Raw genomic sequence first — 26,074 nt, forward strand, 5'->3', positions numbered from 1 at the left:
CGCCCCGGAGCCCGGCCCGGAACAGCTCACACCAGCAGGTCGTCGACCTGCGCCTCCCCCTCGCGGTAGCGGCGAGCGATCTCCGCGCTGCACTCGTCGGCTCTGCGCTGGAGCCGCTGACGGCGCCGGGAGACCTGCTGCTCGTGCCGCTCGAGCCGTCCCATCGCCGTGTTCAGCTCCAGGTCCGTGCGCGCGCCCAGGTCGGACAGCTCGACCTCGGCGAGCATCTCCGCGGCCAGCCGCCGGTACTCCTCGCCCTGCGGCGTGCCCAGGGTGACGTGGCGGGCCGAGGAGCGGTGCCGGGCCGGGGCGTCCCGCAGGATCTCCGCCAGCCGCTCCACCACCGACGTCTCCTCGGCCGCGGCGACGGACGCGGCGCCCGCCGGGGCACGCCGGGCCACCTCGGCGCGCAGGATGTCGATGCGCCCCTGGAGCAGCCGCCGCAGATAGCTGAGGTCGGCCTCGTCGCGCTGGGCCTCGCGGCGCAGCGTGCGCAGTTCGGGCAGGCTCAGCGCGGGCAGCTCGGGTCCGGAGCTGTCCGAGGGCAGCCGCGGGCTGTCCGTGCGCTGTGTGGGCGGCCGGTGGTACTCCGACGCGCCGATCCCCGTGTACGTCGACCGGAAAGCCGCCTGCTGCTGTCCGGTGCTTGATGTGCTCATGTGCCTCAACCGTCCCCTCGACCGGTGTGTGCAAGCATCGTGCCACCCCAAGTGGCCGCTATGGGAACGAGTGCCCCCGATAGACCCCAGATGGGCGGTATAGCAGCAAAATACGGCCGTGCAGGGGCTGTTGGCGCCCGTGCAAACCACCCTTTCGGGCCATGCCCCGACCGGCCGCGGCGCGGATGTCACCGCCCTGCATGATGGACGTATGCGAGCAGTGGTGCAGAGGGTGGACGGCGCGAGCGTCGTCGTGGACGGCGAGACCGTGGGGGCGATCGAGGGCGAGGGGCTGTGCGTCCTCGTCGGCGTCACGCATGAGGACACCAAGGAGAAGGCGGCCCAGCTGGCCCGCAAGCTCTGGTCGATCCGCATGCTGCACGACGAGAAGTCGTGCAGCGACATCGACGCACCGCTCCTGGTGATCAGCCAGTTCACCCTCTACGGCGACGCCCGCAAGGGCCGCCGCCCCACCTGGAACGCCGCCGCCCCCGGCGACGTGGCCGAACCGCTGGTCGACGAGGTGGTCGCCCAGCTGCGCTCCCTGGGCGCGACGGTGGCCACGGGCCGTTTCGGGGCGGCGATGCGCGTATCACTGACGAACGACGGCCCGTTCACCGTGCAGATCGAAATCTGACCCGAAAGATCTACAATTCCTACGGCTCGACGACGACTTCCTGCGCCGCGGCGGTGTCCCCGGCCACCAGCGGGGCGTCCACCGCCACGTTCCGCTTCACCAGGGCGAGGGCGACCGGGCCGAGCTCGTGGTGGCGGGCGGACGTCGTGATGAAGCCGACCTTGCGGCCGTCGGGTCCTCCCCCACTCTCGGCTTCGCTCGAGCGGGAGGTGCCCCCACCCGCGAGCCGCAGCTCCGTCCCGGCCGGGGGCAGATGAACCTCGCTGCCGTCGAGGTGCAGGAAGACCAGGCGGCGCGGCGGCTTGCCCAGGTTCTGCACCCGGGCGACCGTCTCCTGCCCCCGGTAGCAGCCCTTCTGCAGATGCACCGCCGAGCCGATCCAGCCCAGCTCGTGCGGGATGGTGCGGTGGTCGGTCTCGAAACCGAGCCGCGGCCTGTGCTGCTCCACGCGCAGCGCCTCGTGGGCGAGGATCCCTGCGGGCGGCCCGGCCTGCGCCGCGTAGGACTCCAGGTCGGCGCGGGGCAGGAACAGGTCCCGGCCGTGCGGCGTCTCCCGCACGACGACGTCCTCGGGGACCTCGGCGATGGAGCCGGCCGGGAGGTGCACCACGGCGATGTCGGCCGTGCGGTCGGCGACCTCGACCTTGTAGAAGAACTTCATCGACTCCAGGTACGCGATCAGCGCTTCCTGGGTGCCCGGCTCCACATGGGCCCAGACCGTCCCGCCGTCGTCGACGAGGTACAGCGCGTGCTCGATGTGGCCGTTCGCGGAGAGGATCAGCGCCTCGGTCGCCCGGCCCGCCGGGAGGTCGCTGACGTGCTGGGTGAGCAGCAGGTGCAGCCACGCGAGCCGGTCCTCGCCGGTGACGGCGACGACCCCCCGGTGCGAGAGGTCCACGAATCCGGTGCCGTCGGCGAGGGCACGCTGCTCACGGAACAGGTCGCCGTAGTGGGCGGCGACACCTTCGTCCACGCCCTCGGCGGGGACGGCGCCGGGCAGGGTCAGCAGGGGGCTCTTCATATCCGTAAGCCTACGACTCGGTAGTTGAAGCCTTGAGCGTGCAGTCCTTGCACCGGCCGAAGATCGCGAAGTGCTTCATGTCGGTGTCGAAGCCGAACGTCCGGCGCAGCTTGTCGGTGAACTCGGCGGCCACCGAGACGTCCGCCTCGATCACGTTCTGGCAGTCCCGGCAGACCAGGTGGAGGTGGTGGTGCCGGTCCGCGAGGTGGTACGTCGGCGCTCCGTGTCCCAGGTGGGCGTGACTGACCAGGCCGAGCTCCTCCAGGAGCTCCAGCGTCCGGTACACCGTCGAAATGTTGACCCCCGACGCCGTCTTCCTCACTTCCACGAGGATGTCGTCGGGGGTCGCGTGCTCAAGGGTGTCCACGGCTTCGAGCACGAGTTGCCGCTGCGGGGTCAGCCGGTAGCCGCGCTGCCGCAGATCGCTCTTCCAGTCGGTGCTCACCACACCCCTGAGTCTAGGACTACTTGAAGAAAGCGATGCCGTCGTCCGGCATGTCGTCGGGCAGGGCCTTGGCCCAGCGCTCGACCTCCTCCGGGGTGACGACCTTCTTCAGGTGGGCGGACATGTAGGGGCGCAGCTCGACCTCGGGGGTCTGCTTCTCGCCGACCCACATCAGGTCGCTCTTGACGTAGCCGTACAGCCGCTTGCCGCCGGTGTAGGGCTGGGAGGCGGCCGTGCGGGCCACCGCGTCCGTCACGAGGTCGATCTGCGGCTTCTTGTCGGCCAGCTCGCCGTACCAGATCTCGATGACGCCGTCGTCGCGGGTCATCGTCACCTCGACCTTGCGGCCGGCGTCGATCCGCCAGTAGCCGTGCTCGGACTCCAGGGGACGGACCTTGTTGCCGTCCTGGTCCAGCACCCAGCTGTGCGACTGGTACTCCAGGAAGTCCCGGCCGTCGTGGGTGAAGGTGACCTCCTGCCCGAAGTTGCACTTCTCGGAGCCGGGGAAGTCGTGCACGCCGGCGCCCGCCCAGTTGCCGAGCAGGAAGGCGAGCGGGACGAGGTCCTTGTGGAGGTCGGACGGGATCTCGATCATGGGAACTTCCTAGACGGGGGTCAGCGCTGGCCCTGGTACAGCTTCTTCACGGTCAGTCCGGCGAAGGCGAGGACGCCGACGGCGACCAGGACCAACAGGATTTCGAAGAAGATCTCCACGGGGTGCTCCTTGAGCGGGGGTGCGAACGGTTGCACAGGGCCGAGCCCAGCTTACGCGGGCCCTTTCGGCACTACGATTCCGGCTATGGCGAAGAAGCTGGTGATCAAGGTGACGGCGGGGGCCGACGCCCCCGAGCGGTGCTCCCAGGCGTTCACGGTGGCGGCGGTGGCCGTCGCCAGCGGTGTCGACGTCTCCCTGTGGCTGACCGGCGAGTCCGCCTGGTTCGCCCTGCCCGGCCGGGCCGCCGAGTTCGAGCTGCCGCACGCGGCTCCCCTGCCCGACCTGCTGGACTCCCTCCTCGCGGGCGGCCGCGTCACCCTGTGCACGCAGTGCGCGGCCCGCCGCGACATCACGGAGCAGGACGTCATCGAGGGCGTGCGCATCGCGGGCGCGCAGGTCTTCGTCCAGGAGGCCGTGGCGGACGGGACGCAGGCGCTCGTCTACTGAGAGTCCGTGAACAGACAGAACGGATGCCCGGCGGGGTCCAGCAGCACCCGCACGCCGTCCTGCGGCTGGAATCCGGCGAGCTGGGCCCCGGCGGCGACGGCCCGCGCGGTCGCCCGTTCCAGGTCGTCGACCTCGAGGTCGAGGTGCATCATCATCTGCTGCCGGCCGGGGCCGCTCGGCCAGACGGGCGGCACGTACGCGGGCTCGGTCTGGAAGGACAGCCCCGTGCCGCCGTCGGGCGGCCGGATGTGCACCCAGTCCGGGCCGTCCTCGCCCGGCCGTACGGCCCAGCCGGGCAGCAGCCGCAGATAGAAGTCCGCCAGTTCACGGGCGTCCGGTGCGTCCAGAGTCGCCGCCGCCAGGCGCATGGCCCTCCCCCGGCCGGTTCGCTACCGGCGCTTCTTGCCGTCCAGCTCGTCCCACCACTCGTCGGACTGAGGGTCCCCGGAGGGGTCGTCCCACCACCGGTCCTCCGGGCCGCGCCGGTTCGCGACCATGGCCGCCACGGGCGGGATCACCATGGCCACCACACACATACCCACGGCCACGGGGATCGACCACAGCCGCACGACGCCCCACGCCAGCACGAAGAGGCCGATGCAGAGGCCCATCATCGCGAAGTACGTATGACGCCGCCGTGCGTACATACCTCCAGCGTAGGTCCGGGCAGGCCGAAGGGCCGCACCCCAGGCGTCCAACCCGAGGGGTGCGGCCCTTCGAGGACCGGTCGCCGTCAGACGGCGATCGCGACCTCCGCCAGGCCGCCCTGCTGGGCGACGACCGTGCGGTCGGCGGTGGCGCCGGGCACGAGGGCACGGACGGTCCAGGTGCCCTCGGCCGCGTAGAAGCGGAACTGTCCGGTCGCCGAGGTCGGCACCTCGGCCGTGAACTCGCCGGTCGAGTCCAGCAGACGGACGTAGCCCACCACGGGCTCGCCGTCCTTGGTCACCTGACCCTGGATGGTGGTCTCACCGGGCTTGATCGTCGAGGCGTCGGGGCCGCCGGCCTTCGCACCGCACATGTCGTACTCCTGAAGTCTGGAAAGGTCGGTCGGGATTGCTTACTTGTTGGCGCCGAGCTCGATCGGCACGCCCACGAGGGAGCCGTACTCGGTCCAGGAGCCGTCGTAGTTCTTGACGTTCTCCACACCGAGGAGCTCGTGCAGCACGAACCAGGTCAGCGCGGAGCGCTCACCGATGCGGCAGTAGGCGATGGTGTCCTTGGCCAGGTCGACGCTCTCCGCGGCGTAGAGCTCCTTGAGCTCGTCGTCCGACTTGAAGGTGCCGTCGTCGTTGGCGTTCTTGGACCACGGGATGTTGCGGGCGGACGGGACGTGGCCCGGGCGCTGGGACTGCTCCTGCGGCAGGTGGGCCGGGGCGAGCAGCTTGCCGGAGAACTCGTCGGGCGACCGCACGTCGACGAGGTTCTGCGAACCGATGGCGGCCACGACGTCGTCGCGGAAGGCACGGATGGACGTGTCCTGGGCCTTGGCCTTGTAGTCCGTCTTCGGGCGCTCCGGCACCTCGTCCCCGGCGACCAGCTCGCGTGCGTCGAGCTCCCACTTCTTGCGGCCGCCGTCGAGGAGCTTGACGCTGTCGTGGCCGTAGAGCTTGAAGTACCAGTAGGCGTACGAGGCGAACCAGTTGTTGTTGCCGCCGTAGAGGACCACGGTGTGGTCGTTGCCGATGCCCTTGTCGGACAGGAGCTTCTCGAAGCCCTCCTGGTCGACGAAGTCGCGGCGGACCGGGTCCTGCAGGTCCTGCGTCCAGTCGATCCGGATGGCGTTGCGGATGTGGTTCTTCTCGTAGGCGGACGTGTCCTCGTCCACCTCGACGATGGCGATGGTCGGGTCGTCCAGGTGCTCCTGGAGCCAGTCGGCGTCAACCAGGACGTCGTTGCGGCTCATGCTTCTTCTCCTCCGGGGCAGTTACGGCGGGGCGTGCGAGGTCTGCAGGGCGCGCCCTTGAGGCAGGGCGGCGCACGGGTGCCCGTGATGCGGGGCTGCGGGGATGCGCGCGCCGGCGCGACTGCCGACGCGATCGCTCAGAAGGTGCGACAGAGCATGGCGGCGACGCGGCACAGGTCTACTGCCCGCCGCTTCGTGAGGTCCGCCTGTCGCTTCATAGCGTCGATCGTAGGGACGCTCGGGCGGGCGTGTCACCGGTGTGTCGCATGCTGAGACGAGATGATCCGCGATGTGGGACCAGAGAGCCCTGCGAGGCGTAGGGGCAGGGGTCGTGACCCGATGTATCGGCCGTCACATCTGAGCTGCGGACGCCGCCGTCTCGCCCACCGGACACCCCTGGTCCACCGCCTTGCGCCCTCCCTACCCGGCCAGCCGGACGTCGGAACCCTTCACCGTGATCTCGACGCCGTCCGGGGCGGCCTGGACGGTGTCCACCTTGATGCCGCCGGGCAGACCGTCGATCTTCTGCTGGAAGTCGGTGATCGCCCGCACGCGGTTCTCGGCGATGTCGACACCGCCGAAGCTGGGCAGGCCGTCGGCGTGCACCCGGACGGTGCCGTCGTCCACCTTCACCGAGCTGAGCACGGAGACCGGCTCCGGGAGCTTGGTGCCGAGGACCGTGGCCTCGACGGTGACCTTGATCTTGCCGTTGCCGCCGTCGGAGAGGCCGATGACGTTGGCGGTGACGCCCGGGGCGACCTGCGTGGGCTCGGACTTCGCCGTCTTCAGCAGCTCGTCGTAGGCGATGGTCGCGGTGCCGGTCGCGCTGGTGGCGGTGGCGGAGCTGTAGTCGCCGGAGAACTCGACGCCCTTCATGTCGGCCCGCAGGTCGTCGATACGGATCTTCCGGCCGTCGCTGCCCGCGGCGGCCTCGTAGTCCTTGATGCCGACCTCGATGTCGTCCAGGGAGCCGCCGGCGACCTGGGTGAGGAACGGGAAGCCCTTGATCGACACGTCCGGGGTCGCCGACAGGTTCTCCGTGGTCTTCAGCCGGTCGGCGGCCTCGTCCTCGGCGAAGTTGACCGCGACGCGGTCGGCGATCACGAAGAGGCCGCCCAGGATCACGACGAAGATCAGCAGTATTCGCAGTGCGCGCATGCGGTGTGTCCCCCACCGGTCCGGTGCTGCGACGACCCGGTGGCCGTCCCTTGCGCGAGGGTAACGCCGAGGGGAAGGGGAACCGGAGGATTGTTGATCATCTGTGACAGACCGGAAGCCCGGCGTCCGGGCCTCCGCGCTACGTCAACGCCCGGCCCAGGACGTACACCGCCGGGGCCGCCGCGGCCAGGGGCAGGGCCACGCCCGCCGTGAAGTGCACGAACCGGGACGGGTAGTCGTAGCTCGCGACCCGGTGGCCGATCAGGGCGCAGACGGCGGCGCCCGCGCCGAGGAGGGCCCCGGAGGTGCCGAGGTCCGTGACCGACCCGGCCGCGATGCCCGCCCCCGCCGCGGCGAGGAGGGACACGACCACCGAGGCCGGGGTCGGCAGCGGCAGGGCGCGGGCCAGGACGGCCACCGCCACGGCCACCGCACCCACCGTCACCGCGTCGGCGGCGGCCGCGAGGTACCCGCCGGCCACGATCGCCAGCGCGGAGGCAGCGACCGTCGCCATCAGGCCGTACATCCGCTCGTCCGGATCGGCGTGCGACCGCAGTTGCAGGACCAGCGCGAGCAGCACCCACACCCCGAGCGTGCCGAGGATCGCCGACGGCGAGCGGTCCGAGACCAGCAGCGCGGCGTCGGCGGCCAGCGCGCCCGCGAAGCCCAGGGCGATGCCCTGCCGGGCGGGCCACATCCCGTTCAGCCGGAACCAGCCCGCCGCCGTGACCGCCTGGAGGACGACCAGCGGCACGAGCAGCGCGTACGTCCCGACCGCCGCCGCACCGGCCAGCAGCAGCCCGAGCACCGCCGTCAGCGCGGCCGGCTGCATACCGGGCTCGATGATCGGGGAGCGCCCCTCCGCCCGGGCCCGCTGGGCGTCCGTGACGCGCGTGTTCCCGCCGACGGTGGCGGGGCCGTAACCGGCAGCGGAGGTGTCGGCGGCGGCGCCCGCGGGCGGGGCCGCCGGTCCCTGCGGCGTCCGGGGGTTCTGGACCGGCCGGGGCGACCGCGGTGACTGGGGTGTCAGGATCGCCGTCTCCGGGTCCGGCGCCTGCCCGGACACGGGCTGGTGGTTCTGCGTCTCCCAGGTCTGCCCCTGCCACTGCTGCGTGTACTGCTGAGCGGCGTGCGGGTCCTCGTACCCCTGGTGGCCCTGCCCGGGCCACGCCTGCGGCTGCTGCCCGTAGGGGTCGTAGCCGTCGTACGGCTGGTAGGGCCGGTTCGGCTGGTCGGTCATCTTCACCCTCCTGCGAACGGCGGGAGCACCTCGACCGTGCCGCCGTCGGCCAGCCGTACCGTCTCATGCCCGCGGGTGCCCACGGGGTCACCGTCCACGAGGAACGAGCACCGGCGCAGGACGCGCTCGAGTTCGCCGGGGTGCCGCTCGCGCACACCGGCGAGCGCCTCGGCGAGCGTGACCGCCTCGTACGGCTCCTCGGCCACCCCGGCCGCGGCCTTGGCTGCGGCCCAGTAGCGCACCGTGACCTTTGGCATCTGCTTCCTCAATGAATTCGACGGTGAACCCCGTCAGGCTAGCCCGCCCGGCCGACACCCCACTCCCCGATCCGGGCCAGCAGCTCGTCGCCCGCCGCGTGCTCGGCGTGCCCCATACCCCGCTCCAGCCACAGTTCGCCCTGGTCACCGGCGGCCGCGGCCAGCATGCGCGGATGGTCGACGGGAAAGTAGCCGTCGGCGTCGCCGTGCACGATCAGCAGCGGGGTCGGGGCGATCCTCGGCACGGCCTCCACCGGGGAGAGGGGCACCGGGTTCCAGTCCCGGTGGTGGATGCGCGTGCGGAATCCGTACCGGCCCACGACCCGCCCCTCGGGCCGGGTCACCAGCCAGTGCAGCCGCCGCATGGGCGCGGTGCCCCGGTAGTACCAGCGGGCCGGCGAGCTGACCGACACCACCGCGTCGGCCTGCCGCGGGTGCAGCGCCGCGTGCCGGAGCACCACCGAGCCGCCCATGGAGAAGCCCACGGTCACCACCCGCGCGTGCCCGCGACTCCGCGCCCAGGCCACCGCCGCCGCCAGGTCGAGCACCTCCCGGTCGCCGACCGTGGAGTGCCCGCCGGACATCCCGTGCCCGCGGAAGGAGAAGGTGACCACACCCCCGTGCCGGGCGAACGCCTGCGCGATCCGCCGCACGTGCGGGCGGTCCACCGCGCCGGTGAACCCGTGGGCGACGACGAACACGGGATGAGCGGAAGGGGTCGGGGATGTGTCGCATACAGCCGCTCCCGGCTCGTATACGGCGTCGATCGCAACCCCGTCGGACGTGCGCAGAAACGCCCTCGAAGACATCCGCACGGGCTTTCCACCGCTTGTCTCGGAATGCGGACGATCGGTGGAACGCGCCACATGACCTGCCGAACCAGAGCTCATGTGGGCTATTCTGCTGGGCAGAGGACTCGGGCAACGTAGCCCCCGGGTCCTTTTGTGCTTTCGGAAGCGTTGTATACGACGCGGGAAACCGCAGGTGTACGGGGCCTTCGGGATCGCAGAGCGGTGCTGTGCCAACAAACGTCCTCGCAGGGACCGAGGAGGAACCAGACGTATGAGTTCTCTGCTGCTCCTGACCAATGCCCTCCAGCCGTCGACGGAGGTGCTCCCCGCCCTCGGCCTGCTCCTGCACAACGTGCGTGTGGCGCCCGCGGAGGGCCCCGCCCTCGTCGACACCCCCGGCGCCGACGTCATCCTCGTCGACGGCCGGCGCGATCTGCCCCAGGTCCGCAGCCTCTGTCAGCTGCTGCGCTCCACCGGGCCGGGCTGTCCGCTCGTCCTGGTCGTCACCGAGGGCGGCCTCGCCGCCGTCACCGCCGACTGGGGCATCGACGACGTCCTGCTCGACACCGCCGGCCCCGCGGAGGTCGAGGCGCGGCTGCGCCTCGCCATGGGCCGGCAGCAGATCGTCAGCGACGACTCCCCCATGGAGATCCGCAACGGCGACCTGTCGGTCGACGAGGCGACGTACTCGGCCAAGCTCAAGGGCCGCGTCCTCGACCTCACCTTCAAGGAGTTCGAGCTCCTGAAGTACCTCGCGCAGCACCCCGGCCGGGTCTTCACCCGCGCCCAGTTGCTCCAGGAGGTCTGGGGCTATGACTACTTCGGCGGTACGCGCACGGTCGACGTGCACGTACGGCGGCTGCGCGCCAAGCTGGGCCCCGAGCACGAGTCGCTGATCGGCACCGTCCGGAACGTCGGTTATCGATTCGTTACGCCGGAGAAGCCGGAGAAGATGGAGCGCGCCGCCGAGGAGGCGAACACCAAGGCGGCCAAGGCAAAGACGGACAAGTCGGACGAGTCGGCCGCCCTGGACGCCGTCGAGGTCCGCGCCGAGGCGTGAGGAGGCGTATCGCGCCGCCGACCTGGGCATCGCTTCCCGCACGGGTGCCCCGGACGGCGGTCGGGATATCGTACGGAACCTCCTTTACGCCCTGCCCGGAGCAGGTATATCCGCGTAGACTCCGCGCGTGGCCAAGGTGACTCGGGATGATGTGGCGCGGCTGGCAGGGACTTCCACTGCCGTGGTCAGCTATGTCATCAACAACGGACCCCGGCCGGTCGCCCCGGCCACGCGCGAGCGTGTCCTCGCCGCGATCAAGGAACTGGGGTACCGGCCCGACCGGGTGGCCCAGGCGATGGCCTCCCGGCGCACGGACCTCATAGGCCTGATCATCCCGGACGCCCGCCAGCCCTTCTTCGGGGAGATGGCGCACGCGGTCGAGCAGGCCGCCTCCGAGCGCGGAAAGATGGTCCTCGTCGGCAACACGGACTACGTGGCCGAGCGCGAGGTCCACTACCTGCGCGCCTTCCTCGGAATGCGGGTCTCCGGCCTGATCCTCGTCAGCCACGCGCTCAACGACCTGGCCGCCGCCGAGATCGAGGCCTGGGACGCCCGGGTCGTGCTGCTGCACGAACGCCCCGAGGCCATCGACGACGTCGCCGTCACCACGGACGACCTGGGCGGCGCCGAGCTCGCCGTCCGGCACCTGCTGGAGCACGGCTACGAATACGTCGCCTGTATGGGCGGCATAGCCGAGACGCCCGCGGTCGGCGACCCGGTCTCCGACCACGTCGAGGGCTGGCGCCGCGCGATGGACGACGCCGGGATCTCCACGGAGGGCCGCCTCTTCGAGGCCCTCTACAACCGCTACGACGCCTACCAGGCCGCCCTGAAGATCCTCTCCGGCCCCGAGCGCCCGCCGGCGATCTTCTGTTCCACCGACGACCAGGCGATCGGCCTGCTGCGCGCGGCGCGCGAGCTGCGCATCGACGTCCCCGGCGAGCTGGCGGTGGCCGGCTTCGACGACATCAAGGAGGCGGCCCTCGCGGACCCGCCCCTGACGACGGTCGCGTCCGACCGTCCGGCGATGGCCCGGGCGGCGGTGGACCTCGTCCTCGACGACGGGCTGCGGGTCGCGGGCACCCGGCGTGAGCGGCTGAAGGTCTTCCCCTCGCGGCTGGTGACCCGGCAGTCCTGCGGCTGCCCGTAGCGACGGGCGATCGGCCCCGGGCCCGGGGCGCCAGGCCTCTTTATATCGGGCATACGAGGTTCTGTCGGGCTTCTCAGGGAGCACTCAGGAAGCTCTCATGGTCGGGCGACAAGCTCTGTTCCATGACCGAGAGCTTCCACCGCAGTGGCGAGTACGAGAACCCTCACGAGGGTCAGCAGCAGGCCCCGGTGAACCCCGAGTGGCCGCCCCCGCCGGCGTACGCCCCGGCGCATGCTCCGCATCCGAAGAAGCGCAACCGCGGCCCCCTGGCCCTGATCGCCGCCGTGGCGATCGTCGCGGCGGCGATAGGCGGCGGCACCGCCTACGGCATCCAGGAACTGACCGGCAACGACACCGTCGCCTCCAGCTCCACCAGCACCAACGTGGTCCCGTCCAGCCAGAAGGGCACGGTCGCCGGGGTCGCGAAGGCGGTCAGCCCGAGCATCGTCGAGATCAGCGCCGACTCCAACGCCGGGTCCTCCACCGGCTCCGGCGTGATCATCACGAGTGGCGGCGAGATCGTCACCAACAACCACGTCGTCGCCGGGGCCTCCCAGATCAAGGCGACGACCAGCGACGGCAAGTCGTACACCGCGAAGATCGTCGGCACCGACAGCAAGAAGGACCTGGCGCTGATCAAGCTGGAGAACGCCTCCGGCCTGAAGGCGGCCACGCTCGGCGACTCCGCCGGGCTCCAGGTCGGCGACCAGGTCGTGGCGATCGGCTCCCCCGAGGGGCTGTCCGGCACCGTCACCAGCGGCATCGTCTCGGCCCTCGACCGTGACGTCACCGTCCCCACCGAGGAGGGCCAGGACCAGGGCCGGCAGCAGTGGGGGCAGGGCCAGGGGCAGGGCGAGCAGTGGCCGTTCGAGTTCGGCGGACGCCAGTTCAACGGCGACACCGGGTCCGACACGACGACGTACAAGGCGCTCCAGACCGACGCGTCCCTCAACCCGGGCAACTCCGGCGGCGCGCTGATCGACATGAACGGCAACATCATCGGGATCAACTCCGCGATGTACTCGCCGACCAGCCAGGCCTCCTCGTCCTCCGACGCGGGCAGTGTCGGCCTGGGCTTCGCCATCCCGATCAACACCGTCAAGGCCGACCTCGCGAAGCTGCGGGCGGGTGCGACCGACTGAGTCCGAGCATCTGACAGCGACGAGTACGGCGATGATCCAGCAGATCGCACACGCGCAGCCGGGCGGTGACCCGGCGGGCGTCGGACTGGCCCTGGCGGTGGCGCACGACCTGCACGCACCGGCGGGCCGGGCGCCGGAGGTGGCGCCGACGGCAGCCACGCCGGCCCGTGGGGCGAGCCGGCCGGCGCGCGCCCGACGCCGCGCGGCACGGGGCTGACGCTCCTCCCGGCACCGCCCGCCGCCGTGCGACGCTGAGAGCGTCAGAGCACCCCCGTTCCCCTTCACCCCCGAGGACCTCCGACCCATGAGCCCCGCAGACGGCGACCGTGACCCGCAGCGCATCCTGATCGTCGACGACGAGCCGGCCGTACGCGAAGCGCTCCAGCGCAGCCTCGCGTTCGAGGGGTACGGGACCGAGGTCGCCGTCGACGGCGCGGACGCGCTGGACAAGGCCGCGGCCTACCGGCCCGACCTGGTCGTCCTCGACATCCAGATGCCGCGCATGGACGGCCTGACGGCGGCCCGCCGCATCCGCGCCGCCGGCGACACCACGCCGATCCTGATGCTCACGGCCCGGGACACGGTCGGCGACCGCGTCACCGGCCTCGACGCGGGCGCCGACGACTACCTGGTCAAGCCGTTCGAACTGGACGAACTCTTCGCCCGCATCCGCGCGCTGCTGCGCCGCAGCACCTACGCGGCGGCCGTGGGGGCGGCCGGCGCGGCCGACGAGGACGCCCTCACCTTCGCCGACCTGCGCATGGACCTCTCGACGCGGGAGGTCACCCGGGGCGGGCGCCAAGTGGAGCTGACCCGCACGGAGTTCACCCTCCTGGAGATGTTCATGGCGCACCCGCGCCAGGTCCTCACCCGCGAGCAGATCCTCAAGGCCGTCTGGGGCTTCGACTTCGAGCCGTCGTCGAACTCCCTCGACGTGTACGTGATGTACCTGCGCCGCAAGACCGAGGCGGGCGGGGAGCCGCGCCTGGTCCACACGGTGCGGGGGGTCGGTTACGTACTGCGGCAGGGCGGCGCCGAGTGAGCAAGGTCGTACGGCGATTCCGCACGCTGCCCATCCGGTCACGGCTGGCGCTGCTGGTGGCGGCGGCGGTGGCGTTCGCGGTGGCGGCGGTGTCGGTGACGTGCTGGTTCATCGTGCAGGGGAAGCTGTACGACGAGATCGACAACGACCTGAGGTCCTCGGCCGGGCCGCTTCAGCTGGACGACTACCAGGAACTCACGAACGCCTGCCGTCAGACGCCTTCCGACGAGCTGGGCATGGCATCGCGGCCCAAGATCTACGGGCAGTTGGTCCGGGTCGACGGCAAGCTGTGCCTCTTCCCGAGTTCCACGGCACAGGTGCAGGTCAGCAGCGACGACAAGGCCGTGGCGAAGGATCCCGACCCGAACCAGGGCCACATCCGCGACGGCACGGACGAACACGGCAACAAGCTGCGCGTCCTGACGACGGCGGTCGTCATCAAGAACGGGCGCCTGCCCGTGGGCGTGGCCGCCGACCACTCCCTCGTCATCGCCCTGCCGCTCAAGGGAACGCAGTCCACGCTCAACGAACTGGCGCTGATCCTCCTCCTGGTCTCCGGCGTGGGGGTCATCGGCGCCGGAGCCGCCGGCCTGGCCGTCGCCCGGGCCGGGCTGCGCCCCGTCGACAAGCTGACCGAGGCCGTCGAGCACGTGGCCCGCACGGAGGACCTGAACATCCGCATCCCCGTGGAGGACGACAGCGAGGACGAGGTCGCCCGCCTGTCCCACTCCTTCAACTCCATGACCTCGGCCCTGGCCAGCTCCCGTGACCTCCAGCAGCAGCTGATCGCGGACGCCGGCCACGAACTGCGCACGCCGCTCACCTCCCTCCGCACCAACATCGAACTCCTCACCCGCAGCGAGGAGACGGGCCGCCCCATCCCCGAGGCGGACCGCAAGGCGCTGCTCGCGTCGGTGAAGGCCCAGATGACGGAACTCGCCACGCTCATCGGCGACCTTCAGGAACTGTCCCGCCCGGACCCGGGGCAGCACTCGGACCGGACCCAGATCGTGGCCTGGCACGACACCGTCGAGTCGGCGCTACGGCGGGCGCGGCTGCGCGGCCCCGAGCTGACGATCACGGCGGACGTCGAGCCCTGGTTCGTCCGTGCGGAGCCCTCCGCCCTGGAGCGGGCGGTGGTCAACATCCTGGACAACGCGGTGAAGTTCAGCCCGGAGGGCGGCCTGATCGAGGTCCGCCTGACCGAGGGCGTCCTCACGGTCCGCGACCACGGCCCGGGCATCCCCGCCGACGAACTCCCCTACGTCTTCGACCGCTTCTGGCGCTCCCCCGGCGCGCGGGCCCTGCCGGGCTCGGGCCTGGGCCTGTCGATCGTGGCGCGTACGGTGCAGCAGGCCGGCGGTGAGGTGTCGTTGTCCCACGCCGAGGACGGTGGCACGGTGGCGACGGTACGGCTGCCGGGGGCGGCGGTGCCTCCGCCGGAGGATCTGCCCTCGGCCTGACGGAGCGGGCGGCCCCAACCGGGCTCAGTGGAAGCCGAGCATGCCTGGTGAGTCGATGTCGACAGTGACCACGCCGGGTGGGTACTGCCGTTCGCGGTCCGTGAGCAGAATCGACATCCCTGTGAATTCAGCACGCGGCAGTGCGCAGTACAGAGCGTGGCAGTTGTCCGGGCCGCCGTAACCGTCCCGGATCAAGGTGCCGACCGTGACGGAGGCGGCCGTGTTGAGGCTGTCGACCACGACCGACGAGAAGTCGAGTACTCGCTGTGCAGCTCCCTCGTCCTGCGACTCCGCCTGCATGAGGCACAGGGCGGGGATCCGCAGGAGGTCGCCAGGGGTGCGTGCCATGTTCCCGGCGAGGAGGTTCAGCGTCTTGTGCCCCTGCGCGAGAGCCAGGGTGGCGCCGGTGTCCAGAATGATCACGCGGAGGCACCCCGCGCCGCACGGACCTTCTCCGCGGCGATGCGGTAGATGTTGCCGAGGATGTCAGGCGCCTCGTCGAACTCGACATCGCTGATGTCCACGCCGATCGTCTCCCGCACGACGCGGCGGTCCGCGGCGATCCGCTCGGCGACCTGCTCGGCCGTGGGCTGCTCAAGGGCGAGCTGCTCGACGAGCTGCCCCAGGGTCACCCCACGTTCTTTCGCGACCTGAGCGAGATGGTCGCGTGCCTGCCGTGACACCTGGATCGTCGTGGTCTCTGCCATAGTCTCACCATAGCCGCACCACAACCCCCTAGGGGGGGGTCGGCTTGCTCCCGTTTTTCACCCGCGACTGCGGGCCGACCCCTCAGCCTTGACGCCGGCCAGGAACATCCCCCAGGAGCCTGCGCCGAACACGAGTATGGGGCTGTGCGGGAGCTTGCTGTCTCGGACCGGGACCATGTCGGGGCAGTTGTCGGCGACCTCAAGGCAGTTTGTGCCACCCCCGTCGCTGTAGGACGACTTGCGCCACGCGGCGGCGGCGAGGTCAGGGGCTCGGTTCATTCTCTGCACTCCTCTAGAAGGCGCTTGATGAACGCCGTCGACTCCATGGGAGTCAGCGCCGCGTCCCTGACGCGATCGTAGGACAAACGGAAGCGCAGGACCTTGTCCGCTTCCGTGATCAATTCACCAAAGCCATTGCCCTCTGTCCAGGCGACTGGATCACCAGCGCGCTGCCAGAAGAGCCAGAGGTGGCTGTCCATGAGGTCATGCACCCCGGCCGCGAAGGGCAGTATCTGGATCGCGATATTCGGCGACTCGGCCGCATCCAGGAGGTGAGACAACTGCTCCGCCCACACCTTCGTGTCAGGGACAGGCCGTCGCAGAGCGACCTCGTCAAGGATCACGCGTACGTCCGGCGCCGACTCACGGTAGAGCAGTTCCTGCCGCCCCACCCGCGCAGCCACCTGTTCCTCGACTTCTTCACTGTTGCCTGCCGTTGTCTGGGCGCCAGACAACCCTGACAACACCGCTCGTGCGTAGTCCTCGGTCTGCAAGAGACCCGGCACGCGCAGCTGGAACATCCACATGATCCGCGCCGTCGCCTCCAGGTCCATGAACGCCTTGTACTTGTCCTTGATGACCTCCCTGCGCGCGTTCCGCCACTCGCGAACCAGCAGGTCACCACACCCGTAGTAGCTGTCCAGGTCCTCCATGACGGCCAGCTTGGACAGTCGCTCGCCCGACTCCAGGCGGCTCAAGTAGCTCTTGTCGTAGCCAGTGGCCTCGGCCAACTGCCCCAGCGACTTGCCTTCCTTCTCCCGCAGAAACCTCAGCGTCCGCCCCAGAACGGCCCGTCCTCCGTCAACCACTTCGCCCACGTCACCCCTCACCGTTGCCTGGAGCGCCAGGCAACACCTGGCCCCTTCCGCAGCGTACGCGCGAGCCGTAACCATGGAGGCACGAACGGTGATCACCGCTCGTCAACCCCCCTGCCTGCCTCCCGGAAGGGACCCCCATGCGCCTACGCCTGCGCGCCGCCGAACTCTGCGAGTCGCTGCTCCTCACCCTCGTACGACTCCTGCTGCCCGCCCGAGGGCGGCATCGAGCCGTCGCACCCGCCCTGCCACGGCCGTTGCCCCCGCCCACGCACCGCCCTCGCCCCCTCCACGTGGAGCCCCTTCACTTGGACACCCCCCTCGTCCGGCCCTACCTCCGCACCCTGGAGGTCTACGCATGAGGCTGCTCCCCTGGACCGGGGCCGAGGGCAAGCCCTGCTACCTGTCCACCGACGACCCCGACAGCCTGCTCTCGCGGCTCGCCGACGACGTCGAGGCCGCTCAGCTCGCGTCCGCCGAAACCGTGCTCGCCGGCGCCAGAGCCGTACTGCACGACCCCAAGGCCGGTGAACGCGCCGTGCGGTTCGCGTTGACACGGACCGTGGAGGCCCTGGGCGACGTGCTGCGGATCGCTGTCAGTCGCGGCGGCGACACCCGATAAGGCAGGACATACACCCCGCGCACCTGTCGATGTCCTGTCATACCCATCAGTAGCGCAAACTCCTGCCGCTGTTCTGACATCTTCATCGCCGTCACAGAACGACAAGCAGGAGTGAGCCCCCCACATGCGTCTCATTCGCACGTCAACTGTCAGGAAAATCGGCATAGTTGCCGCCTCCACCGCCCTCGCCGTGACCGGTCTGCTGGCCGGCGCGGGGACCGCCTCGGCCGGGCCCGCCGGGGCGACCAACATCCGGGGCGTCGACCCCGGGGACACCGACCGGATGATCGAGCGGCTCTGCGGCCAGGAGACGAGCCTGACGGGCGTGTACGGCGCCCTGAACGTCGACACCGGTGAGTTCAAGACCCGGGACGAGTACCTGCGGGACGTCTTCGGGCTGTGGAAGCCGGCCGGGCCGTGGGAGCTGTTCCGCGGCTGGTGCGGATACGCCGAGGCCTCGACCTGGTCGATCAAGGGCGACACCGTCCGCACGTCCCGCTGGATCGGGAACAAGGGGTCCGCCGACGACAAGGAGACCTTCGTCAGCAGCTACAGCACCAAGACGTTCGCGAAGAAGAGCGTCGGCGGTTCCATCAGCCTCTCCCTCGCCAAGAGCATCTTCAGCGGAACCGTGGGCGGCAGCGCCGGCTACGAGTGGGGCTGGGAGAAGGAGTCCAGGTTCGAGACCCGGAGCGAGAAGACGATTCCGCCCTGCAGGCAGGTCGCCGTGACCTGGACGCCGTACCAGCGCGTGGTGCGCGTGAACCCGGTCTTCCACGTCGAGGACTACGAGTGGAACAAGGGCGACGGCGACCGGACCGTGCACAGCTGGCGTGACCGGGGCTACCAGACCATCTACTCGCACGGGTATTACATCGACGGCATCTCCGACAAGCTCCTCCCGAGCGGCCAGCCCGACGGACGCGAGGACAAGATCGAGGAGAAGCTCGACCCCAAGTCCTGCACCGAGTAGGGCAGATACCCCGGCAACCTTTCCGTGTGGGGCGGCGACTGATCAGCGGTCATTCCCCCACACGGAACGGATCGCCGTATGAGTGAGCCGCGCAGCAAGGCCCAGCACCGTCGTCGCAGAAGCCGCACCGCCCTGGCGGTCGGGGTCCCCCTGGCCCTGACCGCCGCCGGTACCTTCACCTACGGCACCGACCTCGGCATCCTGGGCAGCAGTGTCCAGGAGGCCTCCGCCGCCGCCCCCGCCTGGGCCGCGGACATCGCTGACGGGTTCGCCTCCGTCAACTCCCTGGGGCAGAACGGGACGTACGGCGGGCGGGGCGGCCAGGTCGTCACCGTGACGACGCAGGCCGAGCTGGAGAAGTACGCCACGGCGACCCAGCCGTACGTCATCGTCGTCGCCGGGACCATCAACATGAACCCGGTCGGCAAAGAGATCAAGGTGCAGTCCGACAAGACCATCGTGGGCCGGGGGACCGCCGGGCACATCGTCGGCGGTGGGTTCTTCCTCGGCCAGGGCGTGCACAACGTGATCATCCGGAACCTGACCATCCGGGACGCGTACCAGGGCATCTGGAACGACAAGGACCACGACTTCGACGCGATCCAGATGGACGGCGCCCATCACGTGTGGATCGACCACAACGATCTGCGGCACATGGCGGACGGGCTCATCGACGTCCGCAAGGACTCGACGAACGTCACCGTCTCCTGGAACAAGCTGAGCGACAACAACAAGACCTTCGGTATCGGATGGACCGAGAACGTCAGGACCGACATCACGATCCACCACAACTGGATCCGCGAGACCGAGCAGCGCAACCCTTCCACCGACAACGCCGCCCACGCGCACCTCTACAACAACTTCCTGGAGGACGCCCCGGGCACCGCCATCAAGTCGGCGTACGGGAACTACTCGCGCGGCGGCACGAAGATGGTCCTGGAGAACTCCCTCTTCCAGGGCGTCAACAACCCCGTCATCAAGGACAGCGGTGCCGCCATAGTCCAGCGCGGCAACTCCTTCTCCGGCACCAGCGGGCGCAACGAGAGCGGGGGGAGTGCCTTCGACCCGAAGGCGTACTACCCCTACAGCCTCGACAAGGCCACCGACCTCCCGTCGGTCCTCAAGGCCGGTGCCGGGCCCCGCGCCTCCATCGGCACGACCGCCGCCGCCAAGGCCGCGGCCGCCACCACCCTCACCGTCGCCCAGGACGGCAGCGGCCAGTACCGCACCGTGCAGGCCGCCGTGAACGCCGTACCGGCGAACAACCCCTCGCGCGTGGTCATCGCCGTGAAGCCGGGGACGTACCGGGAACTGGTGAAGGTGCCGTCCAACAAGCCGCACGTCACCATCCAGGGCACCGGCGGCAGCCGCAAGGACACCACGATCGTCTACAACAACGCGTCGGGCACGCCGAAGCCCGGCGGCGGGACCTACGGCACCGGCGGCAGCGCCACCGTCGCCGTCGAGGCGGACGACTTCCATGCGCGCAACCTGACCATCTCCAACGACTTCGACGAGAAGGCCAACCAGAACCTCAGCGGGCATCAGGCCGTCGCGCTGCGGACCGCGGCCGACAAGGTGTTCCTGGACGGGATCATCGTCAGCGGGGACCAGGACACGCTGCTGCTCGACACCGCGTCGAAGGACCGGCTGGGCCGGGTCTACGTCAGCAACTCCTACGTGATCGGCAACGTCGACTTCATCTTCGGCCGGGCCACGGCCGTCGTCGACCGGTCCGTCATCACGCTGAAGAAGCGCTGGGACGGAACCTCGGCCGGGTACGTCACCGCGCCGAGCACCGCGGCGAACCGCAAGGGCATCCTGATCGCCAACTCCACGGTGAACGGCGACGTCTCGGCCGGGAGCTTCTACCTCGGCCGGCCCTGGCACGCGGGCGGGGACGCGTCCCTCGATCCGCAGACCACCGTCCGCAACACCAACCTGAGCAACGCGATCAAGTCGACCCCGTGGACCGACATGAGCGGCTTCTCGTGGAAGGACGACCGGTTCGCCGAGTACGGCAACTACGGCGCCGGGGCGGGCCCGGCGAGCACGAACCGGCCCCATCTGAGCGACGCGCAGGCCGCGAACCAGGAGGTCGCGGACTGGCTCGCGGACTGGACGCCTTCGGCGTCCTGAACGGCTCCCTTCCGGGTCCGGCTGACGAGCGGCGCCGGACCCGGAAGGGCCACCACTTCAGGGATGGTTACCGCTTCCAGGCATAGTGCAGCCGGTCCAGGCCGCTCTGGTTGTTCACCGTCAGGCTGAGGTTCGTGCCCGTGCCCTGGAGCGTGGTGAGGGAGTAGGTGTCACCGTTGCGCAGGCCCGGCCAGTAGACCGAGCCGAGGCCCAGCTCCCGGATGGTGTCGGTCGCGGCCTGGATGTAGGCGATCTCGTTGGAGGTGCCCACCGGGCCGTTGTAGTCCAGGCCGGTGGTCATCGAGGCGCCGAACTCGTCGAGGATCGTGCGGGAGGCGCAGTCGCCGATGCGGGCCTTGAAGTCGGCCTTCCACTGGTCGACGCTGGTCCAGTCGGTGTGCCAGAAGCCGTAGTTGTGCAGGGCCAGGCGCGTGCCCTTCAGGCGCGGGTCGGCGCACACGGGCTTGACGTCCTCGCTGTACTTGTACCCGCCGATCAGGACCCGGTCGCGGGGTATGAAGCGGTGGGTGCTCACCCACTTCGCCGCGATGTCCGTCCACTCCTGGGCGGTGTAGCCGAACGGCTCGTTCATCGGCTCGAAGTACACCTTGGAGTTGCCGGCGTAGGCGGAGGTGATCCGCGCCCACATCCGGTCCCACGACGCCTGGTCGTCGATCTTGCCGTCCTTGGCGTTGTCGGCCTCCCAGTAACCCAGGATGACCTTGAAGCCCTTGGCGGTGGCGGCGTCGATCGCGCCCCGGTACGACTTCCAGAACGGGCCGTTGACCGAGGTCGGGTTGACCGGGAGGCGGACCGTGTTGGCGCCGAGCCCGGAGAACCCGCCGATGATCGCCTTGGACTTTGCGTAGGTGGTGGCGTAGCTGTCGGAGGTGGACAGGCCCGAGGGCACGACCGCGTCGTCGGCGTAGTTGTCGCGCGGGTCGGCCCAGTTGACGCCCTTGAAGTCGCTGACGGGCGGCGGGGTGGCGGGACGGTGGGCGGGAGAGGCGGCCGCGGGGGAGGCGAGCGCTCCACCGAATGCCGTGACGCAGGCCAGCAGCGCCCCCACGCAAGCTGTCCCGCGGTGGTTCTTTCGTGACACGACATCCCCTTCTGAGCAGGTGCAAGGGTGAGCAGCCCACAACGGGACCGCTCAGTGGAGCACGAAACTAGAAGGGAACTCGAACAGAGGTCAACACATCTGCACACAAAGTTTCACCCACGGCCCTGGAGCGGGCCGTTCAGGAGGACTTCTCCCCGTCCGAGGACGACGACGACATGTCCTCCAGGTTCTTGCGGGCCTTGTCCGAGAGCTGCTTCTTGCCCGCCAGCACGTCCCGGTAGTACTGCGCGCCCTTCTCCTTGGCCATCGGGAAGTCCTCGTCGAACTCCTCCGCCTCGTGGTAGGCGTCGCCCTGTTTCGTCAGGGCGCCTCGCATGGCCTTGCCGGCCCCCGGGAACCTGCGCTCCTCGGACTCCTTCATGATCCCGTAGAGCATGGCGGCGGCCCGCTTCTGCGTGACGCTCATGCCGGCGAGGAGTTCCTCGTCCAGCGCCTCGCCGCGCGCGGCGGCCGCCACCATGGGCTCGTGCTCGGCGTCCAGCGCCTGGACCAGCTCCTTGTACGTGGTCCCGAGGTCCTCGCTCCCCGGGTACTGGGTCTTCTTGTTCGAGGTGATGTACGGGCCGGCGCCCCGGCCCTTGTTCACCGTGTACGGACCGAAGGGGCTCTGACCGGGTCCGTAGGTGACCGCTGCCTGACCGCGCTTCTCGGCCCGGGCGTGGGCCCGCCGCAGTCGGCTCAGCCCGTCCATGGGCTTCTCCTCGGCCGGGCCTTCGCCGTTGTCCTGCTGGGGCATGCGCTGCACGGCCACGAACGCGGCGTTCCCGGCGGTGCGCTGGAGGGACAGGGCCGCGTCGGGTGTCATCTGGCCGCCGGCCGCCATCCGGGCCCCTTGGGGACCGTCCTCGTGCGGTCGGAGCACGGGCCGGTGGGGGTGCCCGTCCCGTGCGTCCGCCTCAGGTTCCGGAGACCTACCGTGCCTGTGCATCCGCATCATCCTCGTCTCGGTCCGGTGCGCCCGGCCCAGTCTCCGAGGGATCACGGGGCGCGGACAGCGCAAGCGGGCCAGACTTCCGGGCACACTCCCCTGCGCGAAAAGCCCCCGGAGCCGGTGCGGCTCAGCCGCCCACCGTCAGCCCCGAGCCCGACAGCCGCACCCGGATGCCGTCCTCCTCCACCCGTACGTCCTCCAGCTTCACGTCCCCCTGCTCCGGCTTCGGCAGTTCGAAGGCCAGCGCGAGCCGGTCGGCCAGCACCGGGCGGGTCAGGCGCGACAACTCCCCGAGGAGACCGGGGTCGAGGCCGAGGCTCTTGAGCACGTCGGGGTTGTCCAGGGCGAGGTCGATGAGGTTCAGGCGCTCGGCCTGGCGGGCGAAGCGCGGGGAGCCGGTCAGCTCGGCGAGCTTGCCGTCGTCGGCCAGGGCCTGGTTCACGGTCGTCTCGGGCACGCCCATCCGCTGCACGATGGCCGGGACCGACAGCAGCGCCTTGGCCTTCCGGGTCTCCCGGGCCAGATCCGCGGACGCCTCGGGCGTCAGGTGCAGCCCTTCCGAGGCGCGCTTGCCGGGGCGGTAGGTCGCCAGGTCCCCGATGTCCAGGCGCATGCCGCCGATCTCGGTGGCGATGCCCCGCTCGCCCTGCCGCTGGATCCGGGCCTCGGCCCGCAGCTTCAGGTGGTGCCCGGCGACCGGCAGGGTGCCGCGTGCCCGTACCCGGTCCCGGCCCTCGCCGGTGAACGTCACCTGGGAGGCTCCGAGTTCGCGGTTGAGGTCCTCGAAGGACAGCATGACGTCCCCGTCGAACCGGGGGACGTCGGCGCCGCGCACGGACGTCAGCCCGTCGGCCTTGAGCCGTACGTCATGGGCCGTGGCCGACACCTTCGCGAGCGAGACGCGGTCGGCGGCGACGTCCGGGACGGTCAGCCTCACCGACTCCAGCCGCTTGTCGGCGAGCTGGGTGAGGAAGGGGAAGCCGCCGATCTCCACCTCGGGCGCGGCGGCCAGGTCGAGACGGTCCTTGAGGGTGTCGGCGGCCCGGTGCTCGGCGTACAGCACCGCCCAGCGATCGCCGAGGGCGGCGAACGAGGCGAGGACGACCAGGCCGACGACGGCCTTCACCGCGAACGGCAAGCCAGCGAAACGATTCTTCCGACGCCGCTTGCCGCCGCGGCGATGGTCCGGCGGGGCCCAGGCGTCCTCGGCGCCCGCATTGCTTTCCTCCGGGAGGAACTCCTCCAGAGGGGTTTCCTCCAGAGGCCCGTCATCGAGGGCGGCGAGCTCCTCGTACGGGTTCGGACGGGGATGCGCATCGAGGTGGTGGGGGGTACGCATCGATCCATCCGATCATGCGCACCGCCCCCACCCGCAACTTGAACCCCCGGTATGCGACTTACTTCACGATCGTGATGCGGTCCGCCTTCGGCGGGGCGATCGGGTTCGAGGCCGAGGAGTTGGCCGTCAGGTACTGCTCCAGCGCGGTCAGGTCGTCGGCGCCGACGACGTCGTTCGTGCCCTGGCCGAGGGTCGGGAAGCCGTCACCGCCGCCCGCGAGGAAGCTGTTCGTCGCGACGCGGTAGGTGGCCGACGGGTCGATGGCCGAGCCGTTCAGCTTGATGCTGTCCGTGACCACCCGGTCGGCGCCGGACTTGGTGAGGTCCAGCGTGTAGGTCAGGCCGGACGAGATCTGGAGGATCTTCGGGGCCGCCGTGTTCGGGCCGGACACCTGCTCCTTGAGCGCCTGGATGACCTGCGCGCCGGTGAAGTCCTGGAGGTTCACGGTGTTCGCGAACGGCTGGACCGTGAAGCCCTCCGCGTAGGTGACGACACCGTCGCCCTCGGCGCCCTTGGCCACGTAGGTCAGCGGTGCGCGGATACCGCCCGGGTTCATCAGCGCCAGGTCGGTCTCCGGGTCGAGCTGCTTGCCGTGGGCGAGCTGGGCGTCGGCGATGAGGTCGCCGAGCGGGGACTCGGTACCGGTGTTGCCGATGTCGCCGGAGATCCAGCCGATCGCACGGTTGCCGATGGGCGCGGCCAGCGTGTTCCACTTGCTGATCAGCTCGGTCATGTCGGGCGCCTTGGGGACGTCCCGGGTGACCACGCGGTTAGCGGACTTCACCGCCGTACGGGCGATGTCGCCGGTCCTGCGGTCGTAGGTCAGCGTGGTGTCGGTGTAGAGGCGCCCGAAGGACGCGGCCGAGGTGACCATGCGGGGCTTGCCCGCCGGGTCGGCGATGCTGCACACGTACGCGCTGTGGGTGTGGCCGGTGACCAGCGCGTCCACCTGCGGCGTGACGTTCTTGGCGATGTCGACGATCGGGCCGGACACGCCGTCGCCCGCGCCCGGGGAGTCACAGTCGTAGTTGTACGACGTCGACGCCGGGAAGCCGCCCTCGTGGATGAGCGCGACGATCGACTTCACGCCCTGCTTCTGGAGCACCTTGGCGTACTTGTTGATCGTCTCGACCTCGTCCTTGAAGGACAGGCCCTTGACGCCCTCGGCGGAGACGATGTCCGGGGTGCCCTCCAGGGTGACGCCGATGAAGCCGACCTTGACGCCGTTCTTCTTCCACACCCAGTAGGGCTTGAGGATCGGCTTCTTCGTCTTCTCGTCGAGGACGTTGGCCGCCAGGTAGGGGAAGTCGGCGCCCTCGAACTTCTGGTCCGAGTAGCAGCCGTCCTTCGGGTGGCAGCCGCCGTTCTGCAGACGGCCCAGCTCCTTGGCGCCCTCGTCGAACTCGTGGTTGCCGACGGAGGTGACGTCGAGGTCGAGCTTGTTCAGCGCCTCGATGGTCGGCTCGTCGTGGAACAGCCCGGAGAGCAGCGGGGAGGCGCCGACCATGTCGCCGCCGGCCGCCGTGATGGAGTACTTCTCGCCCTTGCGGGCCTGCCGCAGGTGCGTGGCGAGGTACTCGACACCACCGGCGTCGATGGTCTTCGTCGTCCCGTCGGGCTGCGTCTCGGTGACCCGGCCGGAGGAACCGGCGGGCGGCTCCAGGTTGCCGTGCAGGTCGTTGAAGGACAGCAACTGGACGTCCTGGTAGCGGCCGTGCCCGTGGCCGTACCCGCCCTCGCCGTGCTCCTCCCCGGCGGAAGCCGAGCCCGGCAGCCCGGCCGCGGCCAGCGCGCCGACGGTGACGACACCGGCGGCGAGAGCGGCGAAACGGTTCGTACGACGTCTGCGGCGGTCCGGGTGCGCCGGTGAAGTGGCTGGCATACGCCCCCCCTGTAGGTCTGCTGGGACAGTGATGTCGTCCGGCGCAGCCTAGAGTCAACGCGCGTAGCGCAACAGGTGTTTCATGGTTACGGCCTGGTTGCTTCTTTGCCGCCGATTTGCCGGTGGTGCCC

At 70.2% G+C, this 26,074-nt stretch carries 33 protein-coding genes; 12 read left to right on the top strand and 21 right to left on the bottom strand.

The annotated features are described in order from the left end of the window. Positions 1-26: 26 nt before the first annotated feature. On the bottom strand, positions 27-659 hold the full coding sequence (locus ACZ7EG_RS17115; RefSeq protein ID WP_471078588.1) for an RsiG family protein: 633 nt from the start codon (positions 657-659) through the stop codon (positions 27-29). Positions 660-870: 211 nt separating this feature from the next. Here ACZ7EG_RS17115 and dtd point away from each other — a divergent pair, with 211 nt between their 5' ends. After that, positions 871-1,296, top strand: a complete 426-nt coding sequence (gene dtd / locus ACZ7EG_RS17120) for a D-aminoacyl-tRNA deacylase (RefSeq protein ID WP_030242984.1) — start codon at positions 871-873, stop codon at positions 1,294-1,296. 19 nt (positions 1,297-1,315) lie between these two features. Here the strand turns inward: dtd and ygfZ are convergent, their stop codons facing one another. From ygfZ to ACZ7EG_RS17135, 3 genes are read right to left on the bottom strand one after another with little or no spacing between them, the layout of a single operon-like run. Continuing rightward, positions 1,316-2,317, bottom strand: a complete 1,002-nt coding sequence (ygfZ, locus tag ACZ7EG_RS17125) for a CAF17-like 4Fe-4S cluster assembly/insertion protein YgfZ (RefSeq protein WP_471078591.1) — start codon at positions 2,315-2,317, stop codon at positions 1,316-1,318. Positions 2,318-2,327: 10 nt separating this feature from the next. Then, a complete protein-coding gene (locus ACZ7EG_RS17130; RefSeq protein ID WP_471078594.1) occupies positions 2,328-2,765 on the bottom strand; it encodes a Fur family transcriptional regulator in 438 nt (145 codons plus the stop codon). 16 nt (positions 2,766-2,781) lie between these two features. Beyond that, on the bottom strand, positions 2,782-3,357 hold the full coding sequence (locus ACZ7EG_RS17135; protein WP_361310629.1) for a heme-binding beta-barrel domain-containing protein: 576 nt from the start codon (positions 3,355-3,357) through the stop codon (positions 2,782-2,784). Positions 3,358-3,561: 204 nt separating this feature from the next. Between ACZ7EG_RS17135 and ACZ7EG_RS17140 the strand changes: the two genes are divergently transcribed. After that, positions 3,562-3,924 carry a DsrE family protein gene (locus ACZ7EG_RS17140; protein ID WP_471078599.1) on the top strand — a complete coding sequence of 121 codons (363 nt, stop codon included), beginning with the start codon at positions 3,562-3,564 and terminating at the stop codon, positions 3,922-3,924. Here ACZ7EG_RS17140 and ACZ7EG_RS17145 read toward each other — a convergent pair. The 9 genes from ACZ7EG_RS17145 to ACZ7EG_RS17185 all read right to left on the bottom strand — a co-directional run bounded on the left by ACZ7EG_RS17145 (position 3,918) and on the right by ACZ7EG_RS17185 (position 9,375). After that, positions 3,918-4,292 (bottom strand): VOC family protein, encoded by a 375-nt coding sequence (locus ACZ7EG_RS17145; RefSeq protein WP_471078602.1) that lies wholly within the window; start codon positions 4,290-4,292, stop codon positions 3,918-3,920. The two genes, ACZ7EG_RS17140 and ACZ7EG_RS17145, sit on opposite strands and share 7 nt — an antisense overlap. Positions 4,293-4,313: 21 nt before the next feature. Continuing rightward, entirely contained in the window at positions 4,314-4,571 is a 258-nt protein-coding gene (locus ACZ7EG_RS17150) for a DUF3099 domain-containing protein (protein WP_062927666.1), read from the bottom strand. A gap of 86 nt (positions 4,572-4,657) precedes the next feature. Continuing rightward, positions 4,658-4,945 (bottom strand): DUF1416 domain-containing protein, encoded by a 288-nt coding sequence (locus ACZ7EG_RS17155; protein ID WP_003991226.1) that lies wholly within the window; start codon positions 4,943-4,945, stop codon positions 4,658-4,660. Positions 4,946-4,984: 39 nt separating this feature from the next. Then, positions 4,985-5,830, bottom strand: a complete 846-nt coding sequence (locus ACZ7EG_RS17160) for a sulfurtransferase (protein ID WP_097217446.1) — start codon at positions 5,828-5,830, stop codon at positions 4,985-4,987. Between the two features lie 137 nt (positions 5,831-5,967). After that, positions 5,968-6,048: a putative leader peptide gene (locus tag ACZ7EG_RS17165; RefSeq protein ID WP_350310325.1), complete on the bottom strand. Its 81-nt coding sequence runs from the start codon at positions 6,046-6,048 to the stop codon at positions 5,968-5,970. Positions 6,049-6,250: 202 nt separating this feature from the next. Next, positions 6,251-6,988 carry an LmeA family phospholipid-binding protein gene (locus ACZ7EG_RS17170; protein ID WP_471078607.1) on the bottom strand — a complete coding sequence of 246 codons (738 nt, stop codon included), beginning with the start codon at positions 6,986-6,988 and terminating at the stop codon, positions 6,251-6,253. A 139-nt stretch (positions 6,989-7,127) separates the two neighbouring features. Beyond that, positions 7,128-8,228: a hypothetical protein gene (locus ACZ7EG_RS17175; protein ID WP_471078610.1), complete on the bottom strand. Its 1,101-nt coding sequence runs from the start codon at positions 8,226-8,228 to the stop codon at positions 7,128-7,130. 2 nt (positions 8,229-8,230) lie between these two features. Further along, on the bottom strand, positions 8,231-8,485 hold the full coding sequence (locus tag ACZ7EG_RS17180) for a MoaD/ThiS family protein (protein ID WP_351628205.1): 255 nt from the start codon (positions 8,483-8,485) through the stop codon (positions 8,231-8,233). 38 nt (positions 8,486-8,523) lie between these two features. After that, entirely contained in the window at positions 8,524-9,375 is an 852-nt protein-coding gene (locus ACZ7EG_RS17185) for an alpha/beta hydrolase (RefSeq protein WP_471078613.1), read from the bottom strand. Between the two features lie 172 nt (positions 9,376-9,547). Between ACZ7EG_RS17185 and ACZ7EG_RS17190 the strand changes: the two genes are divergently transcribed. The 6 genes from ACZ7EG_RS17190 (at position 9,548) to ACZ7EG_RS17215 (ending at position 15,133) form a co-directional block, all read left to right on the top strand. Beyond that, on the top strand, positions 9,548-10,336 hold the full coding sequence (locus tag ACZ7EG_RS17190) for a winged helix-turn-helix transcriptional regulator (protein ID WP_471078616.1): 789 nt from the start codon (positions 9,548-9,550) through the stop codon (positions 10,334-10,336). A gap of 127 nt (positions 10,337-10,463) precedes the next feature. After that, a complete protein-coding gene (locus ACZ7EG_RS17195) occupies positions 10,464-11,486 on the top strand; it encodes a LacI family DNA-binding transcriptional regulator (protein ID WP_471078619.1) in 1,023 nt (340 codons plus the stop codon). Positions 11,487-11,608: 122 nt separating this feature from the next. Beyond that, complete coding sequence (locus ACZ7EG_RS17200; protein ID WP_471078622.1) at positions 11,609-12,628, top strand: S1C family serine protease; 1,020 nt, start codon at positions 11,609-11,611, stop codon at positions 12,626-12,628. 31 nt (positions 12,629-12,659) lie between these two features. After that, on the top strand, positions 12,660-12,845 hold the full coding sequence (locus ACZ7EG_RS17205; RefSeq protein WP_471078625.1) for a hypothetical protein: 186 nt from the start codon (positions 12,660-12,662) through the stop codon (positions 12,843-12,845). An 87-nt stretch (positions 12,846-12,932) separates the two neighbouring features. Continuing rightward, the gene (locus tag ACZ7EG_RS17210) at positions 12,933-13,670 is read left to right on the top strand and encodes a response regulator transcription factor (protein ID WP_471078628.1); all 738 of its coding nucleotides are present in this window, start codon (positions 12,933-12,935) and stop codon (positions 13,668-13,670) included. Continuing rightward, positions 13,667-15,133, top strand: a complete 1,467-nt coding sequence (locus ACZ7EG_RS17215) for a sensor histidine kinase (protein ID WP_471078631.1) — start codon at positions 13,667-13,669, stop codon at positions 15,131-15,133. The genes ACZ7EG_RS17210 and ACZ7EG_RS17215 overlap by 4 nt, the downstream gene beginning before the upstream one ends. 24 nt (positions 15,134-15,157) lie before the next feature. Here ACZ7EG_RS17215 and ACZ7EG_RS17220 read toward each other — a convergent pair whose 3' ends face one another. The 4 genes from ACZ7EG_RS17220 to ACZ7EG_RS17235 are packed head-to-tail and all read right to left on the bottom strand — an operon-like array spanning position 15,158 to position 16,937. Next, positions 15,158-15,556 (bottom strand): PIN domain-containing protein, encoded by a 399-nt coding sequence (locus ACZ7EG_RS17220; protein ID WP_471078634.1) that lies wholly within the window; start codon positions 15,554-15,556, stop codon positions 15,158-15,160. Beyond that, positions 15,553-15,840 carry a hypothetical protein gene (locus tag ACZ7EG_RS17225; RefSeq protein WP_471078637.1) on the bottom strand — a complete coding sequence of 96 codons (288 nt, stop codon included), beginning with the start codon at positions 15,838-15,840 and terminating at the stop codon, positions 15,553-15,555. The genes ACZ7EG_RS17220 and ACZ7EG_RS17225 overlap by 4 nt, the downstream gene beginning before the upstream one ends. A 57-nt stretch (positions 15,841-15,897) precedes the next feature. Next, a complete protein-coding gene (locus ACZ7EG_RS17230) occupies positions 15,898-16,119 on the bottom strand; it encodes a DUF397 domain-containing protein (protein ID WP_471078640.1) in 222 nt (73 codons plus the stop codon). Beyond that, the gene (locus ACZ7EG_RS17235) at positions 16,116-16,937 is read right to left on the bottom strand and encodes a helix-turn-helix domain-containing protein (RefSeq protein ID WP_471078643.1); all 822 of its coding nucleotides are present in this window, start codon (positions 16,935-16,937) and stop codon (positions 16,116-16,118) included. The genes ACZ7EG_RS17230 and ACZ7EG_RS17235 overlap by 4 nt, the downstream gene beginning before the upstream one ends. Positions 16,938-17,074: 137 nt before the next feature. Here ACZ7EG_RS17235 and ACZ7EG_RS17240 point away from each other — a divergent pair, with 137 nt between their 5' ends. The 4 genes from ACZ7EG_RS17240 (at position 17,075) to ACZ7EG_RS17255 (ending at position 20,668) form a co-directional block, all read left to right on the top strand. Beyond that, a complete protein-coding gene (locus ACZ7EG_RS17240) occupies positions 17,075-17,296 on the top strand; it encodes a hypothetical protein (protein WP_471078646.1) in 222 nt (73 codons plus the stop codon). After that, entirely contained in the window at positions 17,293-17,556 is a 264-nt protein-coding gene (locus ACZ7EG_RS17245; RefSeq protein ID WP_471078649.1) for a hypothetical protein, read from the top strand. The genes ACZ7EG_RS17240 and ACZ7EG_RS17245 overlap by 4 nt, the downstream gene beginning before the upstream one ends. Before the next feature lie 124 nt (positions 17,557-17,680). Next, on the top strand, positions 17,681-18,529 hold the full coding sequence (locus ACZ7EG_RS17250; protein WP_471078651.1) for a hypothetical protein: 849 nt from the start codon (positions 17,681-17,683) through the stop codon (positions 18,527-18,529). A 78-nt stretch (positions 18,530-18,607) separates the two neighbouring features. Beyond that, entirely contained in the window at positions 18,608-20,668 is a 2,061-nt protein-coding gene (locus ACZ7EG_RS17255; protein ID WP_471078654.1) for a pectinesterase family protein, read from the top strand. Positions 20,669-20,735: 67 nt separating this feature from the next. On the opposite strand, the gene ACZ7EG_RS17260 is transcribed toward ACZ7EG_RS17255, so the two are convergent. From ACZ7EG_RS17260 to ACZ7EG_RS17275, 4 genes are all read right to left on the bottom strand, one after another. Next, on the bottom strand, positions 20,736-21,770 hold the full coding sequence (locus ACZ7EG_RS17260; RefSeq protein WP_471078657.1) for a glycoside hydrolase family 5 protein: 1,035 nt from the start codon (positions 21,768-21,770) through the stop codon (positions 20,736-20,738). 139 nt (positions 21,771-21,909) lie between these two features. Next, positions 21,910-22,614 carry a hypothetical protein gene (locus ACZ7EG_RS17265; RefSeq protein WP_471078660.1) on the bottom strand — a complete coding sequence of 235 codons (705 nt, stop codon included), beginning with the start codon at positions 22,612-22,614 and terminating at the stop codon, positions 21,910-21,912. A gap of 235 nt (positions 22,615-22,849) precedes the next feature. Next, complete coding sequence (locus ACZ7EG_RS17270) at positions 22,850-24,061, bottom strand: LmeA family phospholipid-binding protein (protein WP_471078663.1); 1,212 nt, start codon at positions 24,059-24,061, stop codon at positions 22,850-22,852. A gap of 58 nt (positions 24,062-24,119) precedes the next feature. Then, positions 24,120-25,943 carry a bifunctional metallophosphatase/5'-nucleotidase gene (locus tag ACZ7EG_RS17275; RefSeq protein WP_471078666.1) on the bottom strand — a complete coding sequence of 608 codons (1,824 nt, stop codon included), beginning with the start codon at positions 25,941-25,943 and terminating at the stop codon, positions 24,120-24,122. Between the last annotated feature and the right edge of the window lie 131 nt (positions 25,944-26,074).

The organism is Streptomyces sp. NPDC037100 (assembly GCF_055606225.1).